The 20,107-nt window shown below is 73.2% G+C and carries 22 protein-coding genes; 9 read left to right on the forward strand and 13 right to left on the reverse strand.

The annotated features are described in order from the left end of the window. Positions 1–62: 62 nt before the first annotated feature. The 4 genes from OO54_RS23575 to OO54_RS23590 all read right to left on the reverse strand — a co-directional run bounded on the left by OO54_RS23575 (position 63) and on the right by OO54_RS23590 (position 4,760). Entirely contained in the window at positions 63–1,064 is a 1,002-nt protein-coding gene (locus OO54_RS23575; protein ID WP_033206230.1) for a glycosyltransferase family 2 protein, read from the reverse strand. Further along, complete coding sequence (locus OO54_RS23580) at positions 1,061–2,314, reverse strand: lipopolysaccharide biosynthesis protein (RefSeq protein ID WP_033206233.1); 1,254 nt, start codon at positions 2,312–2,314, stop codon at positions 1,061–1,063. Before OO54_RS23580 ends, OO54_RS23575 begins: the two co-directional genes overlap by 4 nt. A 233-nt stretch (positions 2,315–2,547) precedes the next feature. Next, positions 2,548–3,936, reverse strand: a complete 1,389-nt coding sequence (locus OO54_RS23585; protein WP_063738321.1) for a glycosyltransferase family 2 protein — start codon at positions 3,934–3,936, stop codon at positions 2,548–2,550. Next, entirely contained in the window at positions 3,933–4,760 is an 828-nt protein-coding gene (locus OO54_RS23590; protein ID WP_033206235.1) for a glycosyltransferase family 2 protein, read from the reverse strand. Before OO54_RS23590 ends, OO54_RS23585 begins: the two co-directional genes overlap by 4 nt. Before the next feature lie 203 nt (positions 4,761–4,963). Here OO54_RS23590 and OO54_RS23595 point away from each other — a divergent pair, with 203 nt between their 5' ends. Further along, a complete protein-coding gene (locus tag OO54_RS23595; RefSeq protein WP_033206238.1) occupies positions 4,964–5,689 on the forward strand; it encodes a TetR/AcrR family transcriptional regulator in 726 nt (241 codons plus the stop codon). Between the two features lie 13 nt (positions 5,690–5,702). Here OO54_RS23595 and mqnP read toward each other — a convergent pair whose 3' ends face one another. After that, a complete protein-coding gene (gene mqnP / locus OO54_RS23600) occupies positions 5,703–6,605 on the reverse strand; it encodes a menaquinone biosynthesis prenyltransferase MqnP (protein ID WP_033206241.1) in 903 nt (300 codons plus the stop codon). After that, positions 6,602–8,059: a menaquinone biosynthesis decarboxylase gene (locus OO54_RS23605; protein ID WP_033206243.1), complete on the reverse strand. Its 1,458-nt coding sequence runs from the start codon at positions 8,057–8,059 to the stop codon at positions 6,602–6,604. The genes mqnP and OO54_RS23605 overlap by 4 nt, the downstream gene beginning before the upstream one ends. Positions 8,060–8,148: 89 nt before the next feature. On the opposite strand from OO54_RS23605, the gene OO54_RS23610 reads away from it, so the two are divergent. Then, on the forward strand, positions 8,149–8,571 hold the full coding sequence (locus tag OO54_RS23610; protein WP_017241001.1) for a PLD nuclease N-terminal domain-containing protein: 423 nt from the start codon (positions 8,149–8,151) through the stop codon (positions 8,569–8,571). Further along, positions 8,571–9,461, forward strand: a complete 891-nt coding sequence (locus OO54_RS23615) for a LysR family transcriptional regulator (RefSeq protein ID WP_033206245.1) — start codon at positions 8,571–8,573, stop codon at positions 9,459–9,461. The genes OO54_RS23610 and OO54_RS23615 overlap by 1 nt, the downstream gene beginning before the upstream one ends. On the opposite strand, the gene OO54_RS23620 is transcribed toward OO54_RS23615, so the two are convergent. Continuing rightward, entirely contained in the window at positions 9,358–10,293 is a 936-nt protein-coding gene (locus OO54_RS23620) for a DMT family transporter (protein ID WP_033206247.1), read from the reverse strand. The two genes, OO54_RS23615 and OO54_RS23620, sit on opposite strands and share 104 nt — an antisense overlap. Before the next feature lie 220 nt (positions 10,294–10,513). Between OO54_RS23620 and OO54_RS23625 the strand changes: the two genes are divergently transcribed. Further along, positions 10,514–11,134 (forward strand): flavodoxin family protein, encoded by a 621-nt coding sequence (locus OO54_RS23625; RefSeq protein WP_033206249.1) that lies wholly within the window; start codon positions 10,514–10,516, stop codon positions 11,132–11,134. On the opposite strand, the gene OO54_RS23630 is transcribed toward OO54_RS23625, so the two are convergent. Next, positions 11,104–11,463: a hypothetical protein gene (locus tag OO54_RS23630; protein WP_033206250.1), complete on the reverse strand. Its 360-nt coding sequence runs from the start codon at positions 11,461–11,463 to the stop codon at positions 11,104–11,106. The genes OO54_RS23625 and OO54_RS23630 overlap by 31 nt on opposite strands. Then, positions 11,460–11,744, reverse strand: a complete 285-nt coding sequence (locus OO54_RS23635; protein ID WP_063738322.1) for a hypothetical protein — start codon at positions 11,742–11,744, stop codon at positions 11,460–11,462. The genes OO54_RS23630 and OO54_RS23635 overlap by 4 nt, the downstream gene beginning before the upstream one ends. Positions 11,745–11,957: 213 nt before the next feature. Here OO54_RS23635 and OO54_RS23640 point away from each other — a divergent pair, with 213 nt between their 5' ends. From OO54_RS23640 to OO54_RS23650, 3 genes are read left to right on the forward strand one after another with little or no spacing between them, the layout of a single operon-like run. Beyond that, positions 11,958–12,242: a GntR family transcriptional regulator gene (locus tag OO54_RS23640; RefSeq protein ID WP_017240995.1), complete on the forward strand. Its 285-nt coding sequence runs from the start codon at positions 11,958–11,960 to the stop codon at positions 12,240–12,242. Positions 12,243–12,273: 31 nt separating this feature from the next. Further along, the gene (locus tag OO54_RS23645) at positions 12,274–12,726 is read left to right on the forward strand and encodes a nucleoside deaminase (protein WP_033206252.1); all 453 of its coding nucleotides are present in this window, start codon (positions 12,274–12,276) and stop codon (positions 12,724–12,726) included. Further along, on the forward strand, positions 12,719–13,627 hold the full coding sequence (locus tag OO54_RS23650) for an isopenicillin N synthase family dioxygenase (protein WP_033206253.1): 909 nt from the start codon (positions 12,719–12,721) through the stop codon (positions 13,625–13,627). The genes OO54_RS23645 and OO54_RS23650 overlap by 8 nt, the downstream gene beginning before the upstream one ends. A gap of 19 nt (positions 13,628–13,646) precedes the next feature. On the opposite strand, the gene OO54_RS23655 is transcribed toward OO54_RS23650, so the two are convergent. Together OO54_RS23655 and OO54_RS23660 are read right to left on the reverse strand one after the other, a co-directional pair. Further along, complete coding sequence (locus tag OO54_RS23655) at positions 13,647–13,844, reverse strand: hypothetical protein (protein ID WP_033206254.1); 198 nt, start codon at positions 13,842–13,844, stop codon at positions 13,647–13,649. Between the two features lie 111 nt (positions 13,845–13,955). Further along, the gene (locus tag OO54_RS23660) at positions 13,956–14,291 is read right to left on the reverse strand and encodes a hypothetical protein (protein ID WP_033206255.1); all 336 of its coding nucleotides are present in this window, start codon (positions 14,289–14,291) and stop codon (positions 13,956–13,958) included. A 159-nt stretch (positions 14,292–14,450) separates the two neighbouring features. Here OO54_RS23660 and OO54_RS23665 point away from each other — a divergent pair, with 159 nt between their 5' ends. Further along, positions 14,451–15,434, forward strand: coding sequence for a helix-turn-helix transcriptional regulator (locus tag OO54_RS23665; RefSeq protein WP_033206256.1), 984 nt, complete (start codon positions 14,451–14,453; stop codon positions 15,432–15,434). A 57-nt stretch (positions 15,435–15,491) separates the two neighbouring features. Here the strand turns inward: OO54_RS23665 and OO54_RS23670 are convergent, their stop codons facing one another. Further along, the gene (locus OO54_RS23670; protein ID WP_157856507.1) at positions 15,492–16,733 is read right to left on the reverse strand and encodes an NlpC/P60 family protein; all 1,242 of its coding nucleotides are present in this window, start codon (positions 16,731–16,733) and stop codon (positions 15,492–15,494) included. Between the two features lie 50 nt (positions 16,734–16,783). Continuing rightward, the gene (locus OO54_RS45925) at positions 16,784–17,632 is read right to left on the reverse strand and encodes a hypothetical protein (protein WP_051787141.1); all 849 of its coding nucleotides are present in this window, start codon (positions 17,630–17,632) and stop codon (positions 16,784–16,786) included. Positions 17,633–18,041: 409 nt separating this feature from the next. Here OO54_RS45925 and OO54_RS23680 point away from each other — a divergent pair, with 409 nt between their 5' ends. Further along, positions 18,042–20,105 carry a hypothetical protein gene (locus OO54_RS23680; protein ID WP_033206257.1) on the forward strand — a complete coding sequence of 688 codons (2,064 nt, stop codon included), beginning with the start codon at positions 18,042–18,044 and terminating at the stop codon, positions 20,103–20,105. Positions 20,106–20,107: the final 2 nt, after the last annotated feature.

Raw genomic sequence — 20,107 nt, forward strand, 5'->3', positions numbered from 1 at the left:
CCCCGTCCGGCCCCCCGCACCGCCGGCCACGGGCCCGTTCCGTCCGCCCGGCGCCGCCGTGCTCACGGCCGTCCCCCGCCCGCAGTGGCGGGCAGGCGTACGGCCACCGCCTCCGCACCGGCGCCCCGGCGCCCGGCGGGGCCGGAAGCGGGGTGGCGGACCCGGCCGACGGCGTAGCCGGCGACGGTCGCGCCGACGCCTCCGGCGAGCGCGCCGGCCGTGCGCAGACCGGCGGGGCGGCCGGGGCGCAGGGCCCGGGCGAACGCGCGGGGGATGGTCGAGCGGAGGTAGGCGCGCTCACTGGCCAGGGCGGCGTGAGTGCCGCCGAGGCGGGCGACCTGGGCCTTGGAGAGGCCCTCCGCGTAGCAGCGGGAGACGAAGTAACCCCAGGTGGCGCGGGCCGCGGGCACCCGGTGGCGGACCGCCGCGGCGGGCTCGTGGAGCAGGACGGCGCCCGGACGGCGGGCCGCGATGCGCAGGCACAGCTCGGTCTCCTCGCAGCCCAGCGGCCGGGTTCCGACCCGGCCCAGGTCGGCGCGGAAGCCTCCGGCGGCGACGACCTCGGCGCGCCGGAAGGACATGTTGGCGCCGATGAAGTTCCGTACGGGCGCGAGGTGTCGGGGCAGTCCCCGGTACGAGCAGCCGACCACCCAGTCGAACTCGGGCGGGAACCACACGGGCCGCCGGGTGACCCACCAGGCCCTGACCAGGCCGCCGACTCCGGCGACGTCGGGGTCCGCGTACCGGGCGAGGAGGCCCCCGGCCCAGTCGGGGTCGGCGGCCGCGTCGTCGTCGAGGAAGGCCACCACCTCGCAACGGGCTTCCCCGACCCCGGTGTTGCGGGCGTCCGACAGGCCCTGGCGCCCGGCGTTCTCGACCACCCGCACCCCGGGGAACGCGGCGGACGCCCGCTCGTACAGCTCGGGGCAGTGGTCGATGACGAGGACGATCTCGTCCACGGGATGCCGTTGGGCGCGCAGGGACCCGATCGCCGCCCGGACGTCGTCCCAGCGGTCGAGGGTGTAGGCGCAGACGACGACGGTCACGCTCGGCACGGTGTTCACGAGGACCTCCCGGGTACGGCCGTGAGCCAGCGCGTACGCCAGATCAGCAGGGGGGTGGCCAGCAGGCACATGGTCGCCAGCCAGGCGACGCCGGCGCCGGTGATCCCCATGACGGGCAGCAGCAGCCTGGTCAGCCCGAGCACCAGCACGCACATCGCGACCTGCAGTCCGACCGCCCAGCGCAGCCTCCGGCGGGCCCGCGACGAGTCGATGGCGATGCTGACGATGATGTTCGGCAGCGACGACAGGGCCAGGAGCCGCAGCAGCGTGGTGCCGTGCTCGGCGTACTCGGCCCCGAAGAGGGACAGGATCTGCGGGGCGAGCGCCACGACGAGGAGAACCGCCGACCCGAGGAGCAGCGTCGTGTGCCGCAGCACCCTCAGCGCGTGCTCGACCAGCCGCCCGGGGCTCCGCACGGCCTCCACCAGCAGCGAGCTGCCCAGGTTGCGGGCCACCAGGTACAGCACGTACCCGACGATCCAGGCCAGCGAGAAGTACGCGCTCTGCTCGGCGCCCAGCTGGTCCAGGACGATCAGCGGGACCAGCGTGTACGCCGCCATCCGGAACAGCGAGCCGAAGTAGTCGGCGGACGCGTACCGCAGCACGCCCTTCGGCCGCTCCGCCACCGTCGACACCCGCACGTGCTGCGGCACGGCCCGCCTCAGCAGGACGAAGTTGGTGACGAGGAGCGACACTGCGAGGGCCCCGGCCCAGGAGGCCAGGATGCCGGAGTGCAGCGCCAGCACCGCGCCCAGTCCGAGCAGTCCGATCTTCACGCACGCGAAGACCAGGTTCTCGGCGACCACCCAGCCGGGCCGGCGCACCGCCGTCAGCGCCCCGTCCTGCATCACGAACACGGCGTATCCGGCGGTGGTCGCGACGAAGCACGCGCCGGTCACCGGCGTCAGCAGGAAGTCCAGTTCGGGCGCGATCATCGGCACGAGCAGCAGGAACCCGAGGGCCGCCATCGCGCTGACCCCGGCGCTCACGGCGTAGCAGGTCAGGATCAGCCTGCGGGTGTGATGCCCCGCCGAGGGCACGAACCGGACCAGGAAGTCGTTCAGGTTGAGCTGCCCCACACCCGCGAGCAGCAGCGTCATGGACAGCGCGGAGTAGCTGACGCCCACGATCTCGTCGTCGTACCAGTGCGTGGCGAGCGCCCAGAACACGGCCCCAAGACCGGCGCTGGCGAGAGAACTCACCGCGAGCAGGTGCCCGTTGCGCAGCAGCGGGTCCTTGGACAGCAGCACGCTCCGACCGGCCTTCAACACCGCGCCCAACGACCGCCGCCCACCGTCCGCCGCCTTCGCTCCGTCCACCGCAGACGCAGGCACGTGCGCGGGCGGCGGCGTCGGCGTGGCCCGGGTGGCCCGAGGGGCCGGCGTGGCCCGGGTGGCCCGAGGGGCCGACGCGGCCCGGGTCGGCCGGGTCGCCCGTCCCCGGAAGGCGCTCACGACGGGTCCGTGGCGCGTGGGCTGCCCGGTCATCGCCCCTCACCCCGCTTCCGGCGTGCGACGGGGGGCGCGGGGACCCCGTGGGCGGGGACTCCACGGCCGTCGTGCGCGGCCCATCGCCGCAGGCGCCGCTCGGCCCGTCGGCTGCGCAGGTAGCCGAACGGCCCGTACAGCAGCCCGCGCAGCTCCAGGCTCGCGACGCGAGACGAGGCGACGCCGGGCCCGGAGCCCGGCCCGGCGTCACGTCCTGTGTCGGGTCGGACGTCGGGCCGGACACGTGGTCCGACGTCAGGCCCCTCACCGAGTGCGGCCCGTGCGCGGCTCCTGGCCAGCGCGTACCGCAGCCCGGCCGGCAGCCGCCGCAGCAGCGCGGGCAGCATGCGTGGTTCGTGGGCGAGGGCCCCGGCCAGGTAGGCGCCGAAACCCGCGCCGTAGCCGAAGGCCTGCGCTTCGAGCGCCTCGGGGGTCCGCCGGTGCCGGTGCCAGACGATCGCGCCCGGCTCGTAGGCGAGGGAACGGCCCCGGGCCAGCACCCGGAAGAACGACAGCAGGTCGTCGCCGCCGCGCGCCGGGGTCCCCACCCCGGTGGCGGGGTCGAACCCGCCGAGCTCGCGCAGCAGTTCCGTCCGGAAGGCCATGTTCGCGCCGGACCCGAACCGTCCCGCCGTGAACGGGAACAGCGGGTCGGCCGGCGGGGCGCCCAACGACCAGGTGCGCGGCGCGTACCCCTTCGCGAACGCCCCGTGCCGCTCCAGCGCGACCTGCGCCTCGGTGTCCAGCTCGGCGGGCACGATCAGACCGGTGACGCAGCCGGTCCCCGGGTCGGCCAGGAAGGGCGCGGCGAGCGCGGTCAGCCACCCCGGGTCGACGAGCGTGTCGTCGTCGGTGAAGGCGGCGATGCGCCCCCGGGCCGCGGCCAGCCCCCGGTTGTGCGCGCGGGCGAGCCCGGGCACGGGCTCGCACAGGTACCGCACAGCCCCGTACTCGCGCCGGATCATCTCCTTCGTGGACGAGTCCGCCGGAGCGTTGTCCACCACGATGACCTCGAACCGCGGGTACTCCACCGCCCGCAGCGAATCCAGGCAGTCGCGCAGCATTCCGGCGCGGTTCCTCGTCGCGACGATGACGCTGACGGGCGGGGCGTCTCTCCCGGCGGGAGCGGGGCCGGCACCTGCTGCCCCCGCCCTCGGGGAATCCCTGAGCACCGCGTCCGCGAGGGCCTGCCACAGTTCCCCGGGCTCGCGGCCGGTCGCCTCGGCCATCCCGAGCGGTCGGCCGTGGAGCCGTACGAGGCCGAGCGCACGGCCGGCCGGTCCGGCGCGGGACCGGCCTCCGGGGCGCCGGAAGGCTCCCGGTTCGGCGAGGTCGATGTCCACGACGGGCATCGGCGCGGCCGGCCCGGTCGGGACCGGGGTCACGGCGCGCTCCCCTCCCGCGGGGCGGGCGACGCCATCGCGCCCGGACGCTCGGACAGGAGGGTGCGGAGCACCCGGCGCCCGTCGGAGATCGCGTGGAGGTTGGAGCGTCCGTTGCGCCGGGGCAGTTCGAGGCTCGGGACCTCGGCGATGCGGAGGCCGGAGCGCAGGGCGTGCACGATCATCTCGGTCTCGATCTCGAAGCCGGTGGCGTGCAGGTCCAGCTGGTCGAGGAAGGTGCGGCGGAAGGCGCAGAAGCCGTAGCAGAGGTCGGTGAGCGTGGCGTCGTACAGCCGGTTCACGAGGGCCAGGAGGGCGTGGTTGCCGAGCCGGCGGAAACGGGTGATGTCGAGCGAGCCGCCGCCCTCGACGAAGCGGGAGCCCTTGACGAAGTCGTACCCGTTCTCGAGGAAGTGCACGAAGTGCGGGATCTCGGCGGGGCTCATGCTGCCGTCGGCGTCCATCATGACGATGTAGTCGCCGCGGGCGGCGAGGAAGCCGGTGCGCAGGGCGTTCCCCTTGCCCTTCCCGCTCTGCGGGATGCTGCGGACCGTGGGCAGGATCTGGGTCGCCACGCGGACCGTGGCGTCGTACGAGTCCCCGTCGATCAGGAGGACCTCGCCGACGCAGTCGGGGATCTGTTCGAACACCCAGGGGATGTTGCGCGCCTCGTTGAGGGCCGGGACCACCAGGCTCACCGCGAGTCGGGTCGGCGCCCTGTCCTCGGCGCGCCGCATCGGGTGCGGCGGCGGGTCGGTGGAGCGGGGGTCGGGGTGGTCGGCCGGCCGCGGGCCGGGGCTCTGCGGCAGGGTCTGGTGAGTGGTCATGATGGCTCCGGATCGCAGGGGTGCACGGTCGTGCCGTGGCGCGGAGGCCGTCCGCCGGAACACGGCACGCGGCGGGTTCTCCCTGCCGATTCACCGTACGTTTACGACGTATATGTACACTTTATCCCTAGATGTTCAGCGGTCAAGGCGAAGCGTCCACCGGCCGGAGGACGGGGCCGGGAGCGCACGGCGGAGGCGGGCACATGCCGATCGAGAAGGACTCCCCGCAGGGGCGCCGGGCACCGGCCCGCCGCGCGGGCGACCACGGCCGCTACGGCCGCCTGAGCAGGGAGCGGGTGCTGGCCACTGCCCTGCGACTGGTCGACCGCGAGGGGCTGTCCGCACTGAGCATGCGCCGCACCGGCGCCGAGCTCGGGGTGGAGGCCATGGCGCTGTACCGGTACGCGGCGGGAAAGGACGCCCTGCTCGACGGCCTGGTCGAAGCCCTCTACGCCGAACTGGAGGAACGGCTGGCCGCCTCCCCCGAGTCACCCGGATGGCGGGACGAGCTCCACCGGATCGCCGCCGAGACCTACGCGGTCGCCCTGGCCCACCCCAATGTGGCCCCGCTCCTGGCCACCCGCATGCTGGCGGTCCCGCTGGCCCGCCGCCCGCTCGCCGTCCTCCGGGACCACGAACGCGTCCTGACCGTCCTCGGCCGGGCGGGCCTCGACGAGGAGACCACCGTCATGGCATTCCGGGCCGTCACGGGCTGGCTCCTGGGCTACGTCCTCGGCGACCTGCGGGCCATGGTCGACAACCCCGACGAGCCCGATCCGGCCTTCCGCCTCGGCCTCCACCGCATGCCGGCCCGCGAACTCCCCCGCCTCCGCGACGCCGCCCCGACCCTCGCCCGCCACGGCGGCCCCGCCGGCCTGGCCGCGGGCCTCGACGCCCTGCTGGACGGATTCACCCGCGGGGCCGCGTGACCACCGGCGTGGGTCAGAGGGAAAGCCCGCGCACGAGCAGGTCGAGCAGCGCGCACACGAACAGGCTGATCCCGATGAACCCGTTCGTCGTGAAGAACGCCCTGTTCAGACGCGACAGGTCGTGCGGCTTCACGATCGAGTGCTCGTAGCAGAAGGCGGCCACGACGATCACCAGGCCGACCCAGAAGAACAGCCCCGCGTCCGTCGCGAGGGCGTACCAGACGAGCAGGCCCGTGGTGACGACCGCGGAGGCACGGGCGCCCCACAGCGCGGCCGGGACGCCGAAGCGCGCCGGTACGGACATGACGCCGTGCGCCCGGTCCGCCTGGACGTCCTGGCAGGCGAAGATCAGGTCGAACCCGCCGATCCACACGCCGACGGCGAGGCCCAGGATGACCGCGTCCCACGACCACTCGCCGGTCACCGCGAGCCAGGCCCCGATCGGCCCTATCGCCTGTGCGAGCCCGAGGATGGCGTGCGGGAAGTTCGTGAACCGCTTGCCGTACGGGTACACGACCATCGGGATCACCGCGAGCGGCGCCAGCGCCAGACACAGCGGGTTGAGCAGCGCCGCCGCCCCCAGGAACACCACCACGGCGATCCCGGCCCCGACCCATGCCGACCTCACCGACACCGCGCCGGTCACCAGCTCCCGGTTCGCCGTCCGCGGGTTCCGCGCGTCGATCTCCCGGTCGATGATCCGGTTGCACGCCATCGCGAACGTCCGCAGCCCCACCATGCACACCGTCACCAGGAACAGCGTCCACCAGTGGATTCTCCGGTCCAGCTGGAACATCGCCGTCAGCGACGCGATGTACGCGAACGGCAGCGCGAACACCGAGTGCTCGATCATCACGAGCCGCAGGAAGGCCTTGGTGCGCCCCGGCTGGGCGCCCGACACGGCGGCGGTGGTCACAGCCCGTACTCCTTCCAGCGGCGGTCCACCAGGGCCGCCGTCGCCGGGTCGGACTCGACCATGTCGGGCCAGCCGCCGTCGCGGGTGTAGCCCTCCTCGGGGAGCTTCTTGGTGGCGTCGATGCCGGCCTTGCCGCCCCAGAACTGCTGGTAGGAGGCGTGGTCGAGGTGGTCGACGGGGCCTTCGACGACCGTGAGGTCCCGGGCGTAGTCGGTGTTGCCGAGGGCCCGCCAGGAGACCTCGTGCAGGTCGTGGACGTCGCAGTCCTTGTCGACCACGATGATCAGCTTGGTCAGCGACATCATGTGGGCGCCCCAGATGGCGTGCATGACCTTCTGGGCGTGCTTCGGGTACTTCTTGTCGATCGAGACGATCGCGCAGTTGTGGAAGCCGCCCGACTCCGGCAGGTGGTAGTCGACGATGTCCGGCACGATGATCTTGAGGAGCGGGAGGAAGAACCGCTCCGTGGCCCGGCCCAGCGGCCCGTCCTCGGTCGGCGGCCGGCCGACGACGATCGACTGGAGCAGCGGACGCTTCCGCATCGTGATGCAGTCGATCTTCAGTGCGGGGAACGGCTCCTGCGGCGTGTAGAAGCCGGTGTGGTCGCCGAAGGGACCCTCCGGCAGCGTCTCGCCCGGCTCCAGCCAGCCCTCGACGACGACCTCGGCGTGGGCCGGGACCTGGAGCGGGACCGTCTTGCAGTCGACCATCTCGATCCGCTTGCCCTGCACGAACCCGGCGAAGAGGTACTCGTCGATGTCGCCCGGGAGCGGCGCCGTCGAGGCGTACGTGACGGCCGGCGGGCAGCCGAAGGCGATCGCGACCGGCAGCCGCTCGCCCCGCGCCGCCGCGACGGCGTAGTGGTTGCGGCTGTCCTTGTGGATCTGCCAGTGCATGCCGATGGTGCGCTTGTCGTGCCGCTGGAGCCGGTAGAGCCCCAGGTTCCGCACGCCGGTCTCGGGGTGCTTGGTGTGGGTGAGCCCCAGGTTGAAGAAGGACCCGCCGTCCTTGGGCCACGTGAAGAGCGCGGGGAGGAGGTCGAGATCGACGTCGTCCCCGGTGAGGACGACCTCCTGCACGGGGGCGGCGTCCGACTTCACCTTCTTCGGCGGCACGTGGACCATCGAGCCGAGCTTCCCGAAGGCCTCGCGGACGCCGACGAAGCCTTGCGGGAGCTCGGGCTTGAGCAGCCCGCCGATCTTCTCGCTGATCTCGCCGTACGACTTCAGGCCGAGGGCCTTGAGCAGCCGCCGGTCCGTCCCGAAGACGTTCATGGCGAGCGGCATGGCGGAGCCCTTGACGTTCTCGAAGAGGAGCGCCGGGCCTCCCGCCTTGTTCACCCGGTCCACGATCTCCCCGACCTCCAGGTACGGGTCGACTTCGGCCTTGATGCGCTTGAGGTCGCCTTCGCGCTCCAGGGCCCTGAGCAGCGAGCGGAGATCGTCGTAAGCCATAGGGGCCAGTATCCGCCACGAGCTACGCTTGGCTCGTCACCGGGGGCGCCGCAACACGCCCCGCCGCTGCTTCCAGGGGGCTGTCCCACATGCTCAGGGCACTGATGTACATCCTGCCGCTGGCGCTGACGATCTACGCCTTCATCGACTGCCTGAACACCCCCGAGGACGAGGCCAAGCACCTGCCCAAGGTCGTCTGGGTCATCATCATCCTGCTCTTCTGGATCGTCGGCCCCATCGTCTGGTTCGCCGCCGGCAAGATGCGCCGCGCCCCCGCCGGCGGCCGTACGCCCTCCGAGTGGCACCGCAACCACCGCCACGAGTGGGTCGCCCCCGACGACAACCCCGAGTTCCTCAAGTCCCTCCGCGAGGAGAACAAGAAGGACGAGTCCCTCCTCAAGGACTGGGAGGCGGACCTCCGCCGCCGCGAGGAGGAACTGAAGAAGCGCGAACGCGACGAGGACACGGACAGCGGCCGGAAGAGCGAGCGCGGCGAGGACACCGAGGCCTGATGGAGCTCCGGCTCCTGGCGACCTTCGAGAAGGTCGCCGACGTCCTCTCCTTCACCCGCGCCGCCGCCGAGCTCGGCTACGCGCAGTCCAGCGTCACCGGCCAGATCCGCTCCCTGGAGTCCTCCCTCGGCGTGGAGCTCTTCGAGCGGCTCGGCAGCCGCATCCGCCTCACCGAGGCCGGCGAGCGGCTCCTCCCGTACGCCCGCCGCATGGCGGACCTCGCGGAGGAGGCCAGGGCCGCCGTCGCGGTCACCGAGGAGCCCTCCGGCCCGATCGCCGTCGGCACGATGGAGTCCCTCACCTCGTACCGGCTGCCGCCGCTCCTGGAGTACTTCCACCACCGCTACCCCGAGGTCCGGCTGACGCTCCGCCCCACCCTCGGCGACGAGACCCGCCAGGCCCTCCGCCAGGGCACCTACGACGTCGGCTTCCTCATGGAGCCCGACACGGAGCACGAGGGCCTGGAGACCGAGGTCCTCGCCCCCGAGCCCCTCGTCCTCGTCGCCGCCCCCGGCCACCCCCTGGCCGACCGTACGACCCTGACCAGCGCGGACCTCGCCGAAGCCCGGCTGGTCGGCACCGAACCCGGCTGCCCCTACCGCGACCTGTTCGAGCGGGAGCTCCGCGACTGGGCACCGCCCTTCATGGAGTTCGGCACCATCGAGGCGACCAAACGCGGAGTCGCCACCGGCCTCGGCATCGCCCTCCTCCCCCGGGTGACCGTCGCCGGGGAACTCGCCTCCGGCGCCCTCGTCCCGCTCGCCTGGGAGGCCTCCTTCACCCTCTTCACGCAGCTCGCGTGGCGACGGGGGAAGCGGCTTCCCCCTCACGTCCGCCTGTTCGTCGAGCAGGCGCGCCGCCTCGTGTCCGAGCAGAACCCGCCAGCGTGACCTTCAGGCTCGCCAGCACGATCAGCGGAACCCCGAGCGCCTGCACGAGCCCGATGTGGTGCCCGTACACCGCCCAGTCCACGCCCATCGCGACCGCCGGATAGGTGAAGGCGAGCACCGCGATCTTCGCGGTGGGCAGCTTCGCGTACGCCGCGTACATCAGCACGTACATCAGACCCGTGTGGATCAGCCCGAGACCCACCAGCCAGACCCACCCCGACCCGAGCCCCGCCACCGCGCCGAAGTCCGTGAACGGCAGCAGCAGCGGCAGCCCCACGAGCACCTGCACCAGCGCGATCAGGTGCGGCCGCACCCCGGTGATCCGCTTCGTCACGAACGTCGACAGCGCGTACAGCACGGCCGCCGCGAGCGCGAACCCGATGCCCTTGAGCGACGCCGTGTCCCCCGGCCTCACCCCGGACACCAGCACCAGCCCCACGAAGGCGACGACCAGCCACCCCAGCTTCCCGCCCGGGATCCGCTCCCTCGCGAACACCGCGCCCAGCAGCACCAGGAAGAACGGCTGCGTGTGGTAGACGACCGTCGCGAGCGAGATCGAGCTGGCCTCGTACGCCTCGAACAGGAACACCCAGTTGAAGACGATGAACGCCCCGCCGAGCGCCGCCATCCCCAGCTTCCGCGCCGTGAACCCGTGCCCGGTGAAGAACCCCCGCACCAGGCTGTACGCGCCCAGCGCCAGCGCCCCGAAGAGGCACCGGAAGAACACCACCTCGAAGGGCGACGCCCCCGACTCGACGACGAAGACGCCGAGCGTGCCCGACAGCACCATGGCGAGGGTGAGTTCGACGGTTCCCCTGGTCTCGTTTCTCATGCCACCGACGCTACGAGCGGGCCCCGCACCCGGTCCACGAGCCACTGGGGCGTCCTTCCGATGGGCCCGATCGCCAGAGCCGATGGGAGCCACCGGGTCCCCGATCGGCGCGGCCGACGGGGGCCGTCACACCTCCGATCGGCGCGGCCGAAGGGCCCCGGAATACCCCCGGGAAGGCGGGAGTTGGCACCGGATACCCGACGACACCGGAGCAACAGACATGACCCTGGACACCCCGCACGGCCCGGACCGCTCCTTCCTCTTCGTCCTCGGCAGCTCCCGCGCCGACGGCAACACGGAGATCCTCGCCCGCGCCGCCGCCGCGCAACTCCCCGCCGACGTCTCCCAGCGCTGGGTGGACCTGAACGAGCTGGTTCTCCCCGACTTCCAGGACGGCCGCCACGAGTCCCCCGACCGCCGCCCCGACGAGACCGAGGAACTCCTCCGTCAGGCCACTCTCGCCGCGACGGACATCGTCATCGCCTCCCCCCTCTACTGGTACTCCCTCTCCGCCCAGACCAAGCGCTACCTCGACTACTGGTCCGGCTGGCTGAACGTCCCCGACTCGGACTTCAAGGACCGCATGGCAGGCCGCACCCTCTGGGGCGTGACGGCGCTCGCCCACGCCGAACACGAGGTCGCGGACGGGCTCGTCACCGCCCTCCACCACTCGGCCGCCTACCTCCGCATGCGCTTCGGCGGCGTCCTCACGGGAACGGGCTCCCGCCCCGGCCGGGTCCGCGCCGACACCCAGGCCATGGCCCGCGCGAAGACCTTCTTCCAGGGCGAGACCCCCCTGGCCCTCTTCCCCTACGAGGAGGAGGCCGACGCGGCGGCGTGACCCGGCTGATGGCAGCGGCACCCGCAGACCAGGTGCCGGACGCCCGGTACGCCGCTGTCGCGGGGCGCGTGGTCGCGGCAGCGGTCGTGGCGGCCGACGATGCAGCGGGGAGAGCGGAACTCCGGGTCGGGGGTGGGGGCCAGGGCGCGGGTCAGCAGGGAGACGGTGACCGCGTCGGCGATCTCCGGCGTCACCCACCATCCGTCGCCCGCCCTGTCGCGGTGCGGCCCGTCGTGGCCCACGGCGAGTACGCAGACCGATCCGCCCCACACCGGGCGCACGACCTCGCCGACGGCGTACACGGAGCGGCGCGCCCCGCAGCGGCTCATCGGGCGCTCCCGGCGGCGGCGCGGAGGGCGTGGATGTCGCGCTGGTCGACGTCCAGGCCGACCGTGGCGAGCCAGAGCGTCCTGCGGCGCCGCCGCTGTTCCGCCGCCAGGTAGGGGCGGGCCAGCGGCGACCGGGAGCCGTCCAGGGGCGTCGCCTGTTCCCGGGCGTACGGGGACCGCCGGGTGGGAGCGCGGTGGCGGGGCGCGGGGGCCGGGGGTGCCGGGCGGGGGTGGACGGCCGGTCGGGGGCGGTGCCTACCGGTTGGCGGCAGCGTCAACATGAGAAGCCAGAGAAGGAGCGGGATCCAGGCCCGTCCCAGCACGCGCGCGATAGGGTTCCGCACGTCATCAACTCCGTTGGTAGTTGGTGGCCATGCCCCGGGGCCGGTACCAGCGGTCGCCGGGGTCTTTGCGTCACACGACCCTACAGGCATGTATAGCTCTGCATAGCTCACTAGGCATCCGTACAGGTCTTCGATGCTTACGTTGGTCGTGTGACCGACCACAGCCAGATCCCCGAGTTCGATCCGCAGGGCCCGCAGCTGGTGTACGTCGCGGTGGCCGACCACGTCGCCGCTCGCATCGCGGCCGGAGAGCTGCTTCCCGGCGCACGCCTGCCCGCCGAGCGGGACCTCGCGAAGGAGTACGGGGTCGCGTACCTGACGGTGCGCCGCGCGGCGCAGGTCCTGCGGGAGCGCGGGTTGATCGTGACCGTCCACGGCAAGGGCACGTTCGTGGCCGACCCCCTCCCGACGGGCGAGAGTCAGCAGCAGGTGTGACGCTCCGGGTCCTGCGGGGAAGGCTCCCCGCATGGATCAGGAACTGGCTCGGCGATGGCTCGTCACCGCGCTCGACGAGGCCCGCGCCGGGCTCGCGGAGGGCGGGATCCCGATCGGGGCCGCGCTCTACGGGGCGGACGGCGGGCTGCTCGGGCGGGGGCACAACCGCCGGGTGCAGGACGGGGACCCCTCCATGCACGCGGAGACGGCCGCGTTCCGTGCGGCGGGCCGGCAGCGCTCGTACCGGGGGACGACGATGGTGACGACGCTCTCGCCGTGCTGGTACTGCTCGGGACTGGTGCGGCAGTTCGGGATCTCGCGGGTGGTGGTCGGGGAGGCGGAGACCTTCCACGGCGGGCACGGCTGGCTGGCGGAGCACGGGGTGGAGGTCGTGGTGCTGGACGATCCCGAATGTGCGGCGATGATGCGGGAGTTCATCGACGGGAACCCCGCTCTCTGGAACGAGGACATCGGCGATGAGTGAAGCGAGCCTGCCCACGATCGACCTCGGACGCGACCCGGCCGGGCAGCTGCCCGCCGTGGACCGCGCGCTGCGCGAGGCGGGGTTCCTGCTGGTCGCCGGGCACGGGGTGGACCCGCGTCTCCGGGCGGAGATCAGGGCCGTCGCGCGTCGGTTCTTCCATCTGCCGCCCGCGGTGAAGGAGCGGTACGCGGTGCGGGTCGGCGGGCGGGGGTGGCTGGGGCCGGACGCGGAGGCGAACGGGTACGCGGAGGGGACGGCGACTCCGCCGGACCTGAAGGAGTCGCTGTCGTTCGCGGCGGAGGAGCCGACGGGGGACGCGGCCGTGGACGCCGAGTGGTTCCTGCCGAACAGGTGGCCGGACGAGGTGCCGGAGCTGAGGCCCTTGGTGGAGGCGTACCTGACGGAGATGAAGAAACTTTCGGACCGGGTGCTCGACCTGCTCGGCGTGGCGCTCGGCGAGGAGCGGGACTTCTTCACGCGTCACACGGGGCACCCGACGTTCGGTTTCAACGTCAACTGGTACCCGGGGCGGGAGCGGACGGGCGAGCCTGAGCCGGGTCAGTTCCGGATCGGGCCGCACACGGACTTCGGGACGGTGACCGTGCTGGACCGGGAGGCGGGGAAGGGCGGGCTCCAGGTGTTCACGGACGCCGGAGGGTGGCAGGACGCTCCGTTCGACCCGGCCGCGTTCACGGTCAACATCGGTGACCTGATGGCGGGTTGGACCGGTGGACGGTGGCGGTCGGGGCGCCATCGGGTGCTGCCGCCGCCGGCCGACGCGCCTGCCGAGGAGCTGATGTCGCTGGTGTACTTCTACGAGTGCACGCCGGGGACGACGATCCACGGGATCGAGTCGCACGGGTACCTGCGGGCCCAGCTCGACGCCATCGCCACGGACTGACCGCGCCCTCGCGGGCGGCTCACTGCCAGCCGAAGTCGTCCTCGCCGGTGCCGGTGTTCGTGCCGAGGTCCGCGTCGGCCACGACGGTGACCGCGCCCCGGAGCCCGGCGGGCTCGGCGAGCTCGGCGGCGCTCGCGGAGGTCGTCGTGGCGAGCAGGAGGGCGGTGGTGACGGTGGCGAGAGCCGCGGCGGCCTTGAGGGTGCGGAGGCTGGTCATGTCGGTGGGCCTTTCGGGTACGGGACGGCGAAGTCCGTTGCAGGAGTGAGGAGTTCGGTACCGGTGGGGCGCCCCGCGGTGGCGTCCTTCCGGCGATCTCCACTCTGGCCGTCAGCGGAGGCCGGTTGAAGGGCTGCCGCCTGGCCCCAAGAGGCCGTGTCCCAATGGGGCCAGGAGAGGGGCCTCCGCGGTGCGCAGGCGCCATCCGGCGAAGGCCGGGTGGCACTCGAGCAGGCGCAGGCAGAGCGCCGCCGTCCCGGACTCGGCCTCCGCCAGCGAGCCGGCCAGCAGGAAGACGCCGAGCACGGGCAGGGGCAGGGCGTCCGGGTGGGCGCTGACGTGCTCGACGCGTTCCTCGGGGAGGGCGAGGGCGAGCGCCCGGACCGCGGCGTCCTCGGGCAGCAACTGGGCGCCGGGAGGCTGGAGTCGGGCGTGAATCAGGTACATAAAGTCCAGCCTGTCCGGTGTGGGGCCGGAAACCCAGCGACCCGCCCTGGACCCTTCGAGCCGTGGCCGGAAGAGGCCTCATCCGCCGACTCCCCCTCCCGATCCGCACGGACGTGCGAGTATGCGAAGGCAAGATCATCGAGAGGGGGGGCCTCTACGTTGTTCACGCTGCTGGGACTCGACCAGGATTCGGAATCGGTCTACCGGGGCATGCTCGCGCACCCCGCGGACGGCGTCGCCGCGATCGGCGCGCGGTTGCGGCTGCCGGAGGAGAGGGTGCGCGGCGCCCTCGACCGGCTGAGCGAACTGGGCCTCGCACGGCCCTCGTACGACAGCCCGGGGACGATCCGGGCGGTGAGCCCGGACGTCGGCATGGAGCTGCTGCTCGCCCGCCAGCAGGCCGAGCTGCTGGCCCAGCAGCAGCGGGTGGAGGCCAGCCGGGCCGCCGCCGCCCAGCTGATCTCGGAGTACGCGGACCTGCGCCCCGGCTCGCCGGAGCCCGGAGTGGAGCACCTGACGGGTCTCGACGCGATCCGCGACCGGCTGTCCCTGCTCCACCGGGAGGTCCAGGAGGAGGTGATGATCTTCGCCCCGGACGGCGAGCAGACCCCGGACAACCTGGAGGCGTCCCGCCCCCTCGACCAGGCCCTGCTCGAACGGGGTGTCCGGATGCGCACCGTGTACCTGGACAGCGTGCGCAACAGCCCGCACACCATGGAGTACGCGGAGTGGCTGGCGGGGCTGGGGCGGCAGGCCCGTACGGTGCCGACCCTGCCGGTGCGGATGATCATCACCGACCGGTCGACGGCCGTCATGCCGGTCAGCGACGACTCCGCCGCGGGCGCCGTGGTCCTCACCGGTCAGGGGACGCTCGCCGCGCTCTGCGCCCTCTTCGAGTCCGTCTGGGAGAAGGCCAGGCCGCTGGGCTCGGAGGCCAGGCGGGACGAGCGGGGCCTGACGGACACCGAGGAGACGACGCTGAAGCTGCTCGCCCTCGGCTACACGGACGAGGCCATCGCGAAGCGGCTGGGCGTCTCCCACCGCACCGCCCGCCGGCACGCGACGACGCTGATGGAGCGGCTGGGGGCGCGGAGCCGTTTCGAGGCGGGTGTGCGCGCGGTGCAGCGGGGCTGGCTGACCTGATCGGGGGGCCGACGGGAGCGGGGCGGGAGTCGCCTCCCGCCCCGCTCCCGTCGTGGGTCAGCGCGCCTCGCCCCAGTAGAGCTTCGTGAGGCTGCCGTCGTCGAAGCGGAGGTGGAACTCACCCGTCGAGGGGCGCCAGATGCCCACGTTGTCGGGGGCGCCGCCGTCCCAGTTGGCCGAGACCGGAAGGTCGCCCTGCTCGCCCCAGTACACCTTCTTCAGGCTGCCGTCGTCCATGCGCAGGTGGAACTCGCCGGTGGACGGGCGGTAGATGCCGACGTTGTCCGCGCCGCTGCCGTCCCAGTTGCCGGCGACCGGGATGTCGCCCTGCGTGCCCCAGGCGATCTTGTGCAGGCTGCCGTCGTCGAAGCGGAGGTGGAACTCGCCGGTGGACGGACGCCAGATGCCGACGTTGTCCGCCGCGCCGCCGTCCCAGTTGGCCGACACGGGCATGTCGCCCTGCTCGCCCCAGTACACCTTGGTCAGGCTGCCGTCGTCCATGCGCAGGTGGAACTCGCCGGTGGACGGACGCCAGATGCCGACGTTGTCCGTCCCGCTGCCGTCCCAGTTGGCCGACACGGGGACGTCGCCCTCCTCGCCCCAGTACACCTTGTGCAGGCTGCCGTCGTCGAAGCGGAGGTGGAACTCGCCCGTGGAGGGGCGCCAGATGCCGACGTTGTCCGCCGCGCCGCCGTCCCAGTTGGCCGCGACCGGGACGTCGCCGGCGCTGTCGACGGCCTTCTCGTAACGGAGGGCCTTGTAGTCGCCGTTGGGGTGGCCGTCGATGGTGGAGGCGTTGATGGACATGCCGGTGATGTGCTTCACCGGGGTCGAACCGAAGCTGTAGTACGAGAACTTGGTGTGCGCGGCGTCGTCCCACTTCTCGAAGAGGATGACGTGGTCGTAGTAGCTGTTGAGGACGTCACCGGCCTTCAGCTGGCTGCGGGAGATCTCGTAGGTGTCGGCGCTGTTCGCGATGCCGACGGTGTTGAGGCTGGAGGACAGGTGCCAGGCCATCGACACGTACCCGGAGCAGTCCGTGCGGTAGTACTTGCCGCCCGAGTCGGGGTACGAGCCGCCCTGGTTGTACGTGATGCCCTTGCCGAGCCAGTACTTGGCGCGCTGGATGATCTCGTCGCGGGAGATGGTGCCGCCGATCGCGGAGGACGATTCCGCGGTGACGGCCAGGGCGGCGGCGGGCGCGACGGCCTGGGCGGGGGTCACGACGGCGGCGGTGGCGGCGAGACCGGCGACGGCGAGGGACGCGGCGGCGCGGACGACGGAACGCTTCATGGGCACGGATGTCTCCTGTGGGATGAGGAAGGAAAAGGGGGCCGATCCGCTCGGGATCACTTCGCGAGCAGTGCGCCGAGGGTCCGCAGGACCGCGGTGTCCCCCCGGAAGTCGTAGGACGGGGCGGCGGACGCGGAGGCCGGCTCGTCGTAGTGGAGGAGCGCGAGGACGTTGCCCCGCTGGACGGCGTAGACGTGGTTCGCCTGGTCGCCGGGGGACGAGATGCCCTGGACGCCGGTCCAACGGCGCTGCCAGGAGGTGCCGTCGGCGGTGTTCGCGGTCTGCCGGACGGCGGCGTCCTGGGGCAGGGCGGCCTTCCGCTGGAGCTCCCGGCTGGTCGCCTGGCAGTCCTTCATGGCCCCGACGGCGGTGCGGTACGCGGCGGCGGCCGTCGCCTCGTCGGGGAAGGTGAGCGTGTCCTGGACGGCGACGGTGTCGCGCGTCGAGCCGCGGAAGCCCTGCTGGTGCCAGGCGGTGGCCTTCGCGACGCTCACGCACTCGTTGAGCTGGAAGTCCCCGCTGAGCGGGAGGGACGTGACCTCGCCCATGGGTTTCCACTCCTGGCGGCCGCCGTCCGGGAGTTCGGCGGGCTTGAGCGGCGCGGGCGCGGTGGTGCCGGGCGCGGGCTTCGCCGTCGCCCCGCCGGTGGGCGCGGCGGCCGGGGCGGGTGCGGTGGTGCGGGCCGGGGCGGGGGCGCCGGTGCGGGCCGGGGCGGGGGCCGTACGGGACGGGGCCGGGGTCTCCGTCTGCGACGCGGCGGTGGGGGCGGTGGTCGGTGCCGGAGCCTGGGCGTCGGTGTCGGTCGCGGAGGCGGTGGCCTGCTGGCCCACGCCGTAGACGGCGAGGGCCGCGAGGAGGCCCGCGCCGGCGAGGACGGCGTGGCGAGAACGCCGATTCCTTGACATAGGCATGACATAACTCCGGTCGGACGGGTGCGGGGTTCGGGCAGAGCAGGGAGATCAGGCGGATCCGCGTGGATCGCGTGGAACGCGTGGATCAGGACGGCCGGCCGGCCCGGGCGGACCAGACGGATCAGATGGATCAGACGGATCAGACGGACAAGGCGGATAAGGCAGATCAGGCGGCCACCCTGAGCGGCCCCGGCGGCGATCACCATCCTGCCGAGCCCCCGCACCCCCCGGAAGGCGTCCCCCCTGGCCCCAACGGGCCATGCCCCCTTCCGTCCCCGACCGCCCGGCCCTCCCGCGCAAACCAGTGACCGAATGGTTGAGCGACCACAACAACCGGTAAATACTCTCCACTTGACGATGTGACGGGGCACATCTTCTGGGGATGCAGGGGGAGTGACGGGGCGTGGACAGGGAGCTGTACGGCCGCGAGGCGGTCCTGCACGAGGGCGGACTCGCCGCACGGCTCGTCGGGCTCACCCGGCAGGGGGCCGCGCGCGTCGCGTACGAGCACGGGGACGACCCGCCGGTGACGGTCTTCACCGGCGGGCGCGGGATGGGGAAGACGGCCCTGCTCAAGGAGGTCCGCAACCGGTACAAGGGGTTCACGCCGCTGGCACTGCTCGACTGCGCCCGCGTCGAGCCGCCGGCCGATCACGGACCCGGCTGGACGCCGGTGACGGGCGCGCTCGCCGAGCTCGCGGTGCAGCTGGCGCCGCGGGGCACCGTCGTGCGGGCCGTGCAGTTCCCCCGGCTCTCCCTCGGTCTCGTGGCCGTCGCCTCGCTCGCGTGGTCCCAGGAGGACGACGAGCGGGCGCGGCGCGACCTCCAGCGGCTGGGGCCGCTGCTCGCGACGGTCGACGCGACCCGGGGCGCCGCGACGAACTGGGTGGGCAAGGTCCTCGCCAAGCTCGCCGCCACCTTCGCCGAAGCCACGGCCCCGCTGGCCGGACTGCTAGCCGAAGCCACCGTGGAGACCGTCCTGGAAGAGGTGTTCAGCCGCTTCCAGCGCACCTCCGAGAGCTGGTACGGCGGCTATCGCAACGCGGGCGGGCGCGGCAAAGCGGGGCTCCAGCAGCTGGCGATCGACTTCGAGCAGGGCGGCGAACGGCGGCGCGAGGCCGAGGCGTTCCTCGTCGGCGCGCTCACCGAGGACCTGTTCCGCGCCTACACCGGCATCCGGCAGCGCGGCACCCGGATCGGCCGCCCGCTGCTGCTCCTCGACAACGCCCACGAGCCGGTCGGCAGACAGCTGGTCGAACCGATCCTGCGGGCCCGCGCCGACGGCCGCCGCGACCGGATCGTCGTACTCGCCACGTCACGGGACCGCGACCACCAGGGAATGCGGCACGCCACCCGCACCCGGCTCCCGGAGACGGCCCACCGGGCGCCCTGTCCGCGCGGGACGAACATCGGATCCGGCCTCCTCGCCGTCGAGCTGACCCCGCTGTCCGCCGCCCAGACCCGGTCCGTCTTCGACCTGCACGACCCGGCCGGCCGGACGCCGGCCGAACTGTCCCGCGCGGTCCACCGGCTGACCGGCGGCCGCCCGCTGGGCGTGGCGCTCCTCGGCCGGGCCGCCGGCGAGGCCCCGGCGGCGCTGCGCGCGACGCTCACCCCCGGCGCGCTGCTCGACCTCACGGTGGAGCTCCGCGAGGACAGCCCCCCGGTGCCGGTCGCCCCCGCCCTCCTCGGCGAACTCCTGCCCGTGCCCCGGCCGGGGCCGTACGCGGTGCTCGCCGCCACCCATGACGAGGAGTCGGCGCGGATGCTCGCCCACGCCCGCCTCCAGGGCGAGTCCCTGGACGGGGACGTGGCCCTGCGCGTCCGCGACCGGCTGCGCGCCGAGAACTGGCCCGAAGGACCGGGGCACTTCGTCGCCGACCCCCTGCTGCGCGCCCTGCTCCTGCACCGGCTGCGCTTCGAGGACGACGACCACCCGCGCTACGCGGCCTGGCGCGCCGTCCACGAGACCCTGCACCGGCACTACGGGCCCGACCCCGGCCCGTACCGGCTCCACCACGACCTGGCGCTCGGCCGCACCGAGCTCGCCGTCGTCCACCTGCGGCTGTCCTTCACCGGTCCCGACATCCTCGGCTGGCTGGGGCAGCTGCGGTTCGTCGCCGCCGCCCCGTATCCGCGCGAGCGGCACGCGACGGGGCCCGACCCGCGCCGGGCGGTCGCCCTCGGGCAGGGCCCGGCGACCGCGCTGCCGGACGGGCTCGACGCCGACAGCACCGAACTCCACCTGTCCGTACGGCGCCTGCTGCACGCCGTATGGCTGCTCACCGATCCGCTGGCGCTGCCCGACGACGAGGTGGCCGACCGGCTGGGGCACGAGCTGCGCCGGCTGTCCGGCCGTCATCTGACGGGCAGCGGTCCGCTGTGGGACGCGGCCACCCACTGGCCGCGCGACATCCGCTCCTGGCGGGGGCTCTCGCTTCCGCCGGGCAGCGAGGACGGAGTCTGACG

Origin of the sequence: Streptomyces wedmorensis (genome assembly GCF_000716445.1) — a bacterium.
Taxonomy (GTDB): Bacteria; Actinomycetota; Actinomycetes; order Streptomycetales; family Streptomycetaceae; genus Streptomyces; species Streptomyces wedmorensis.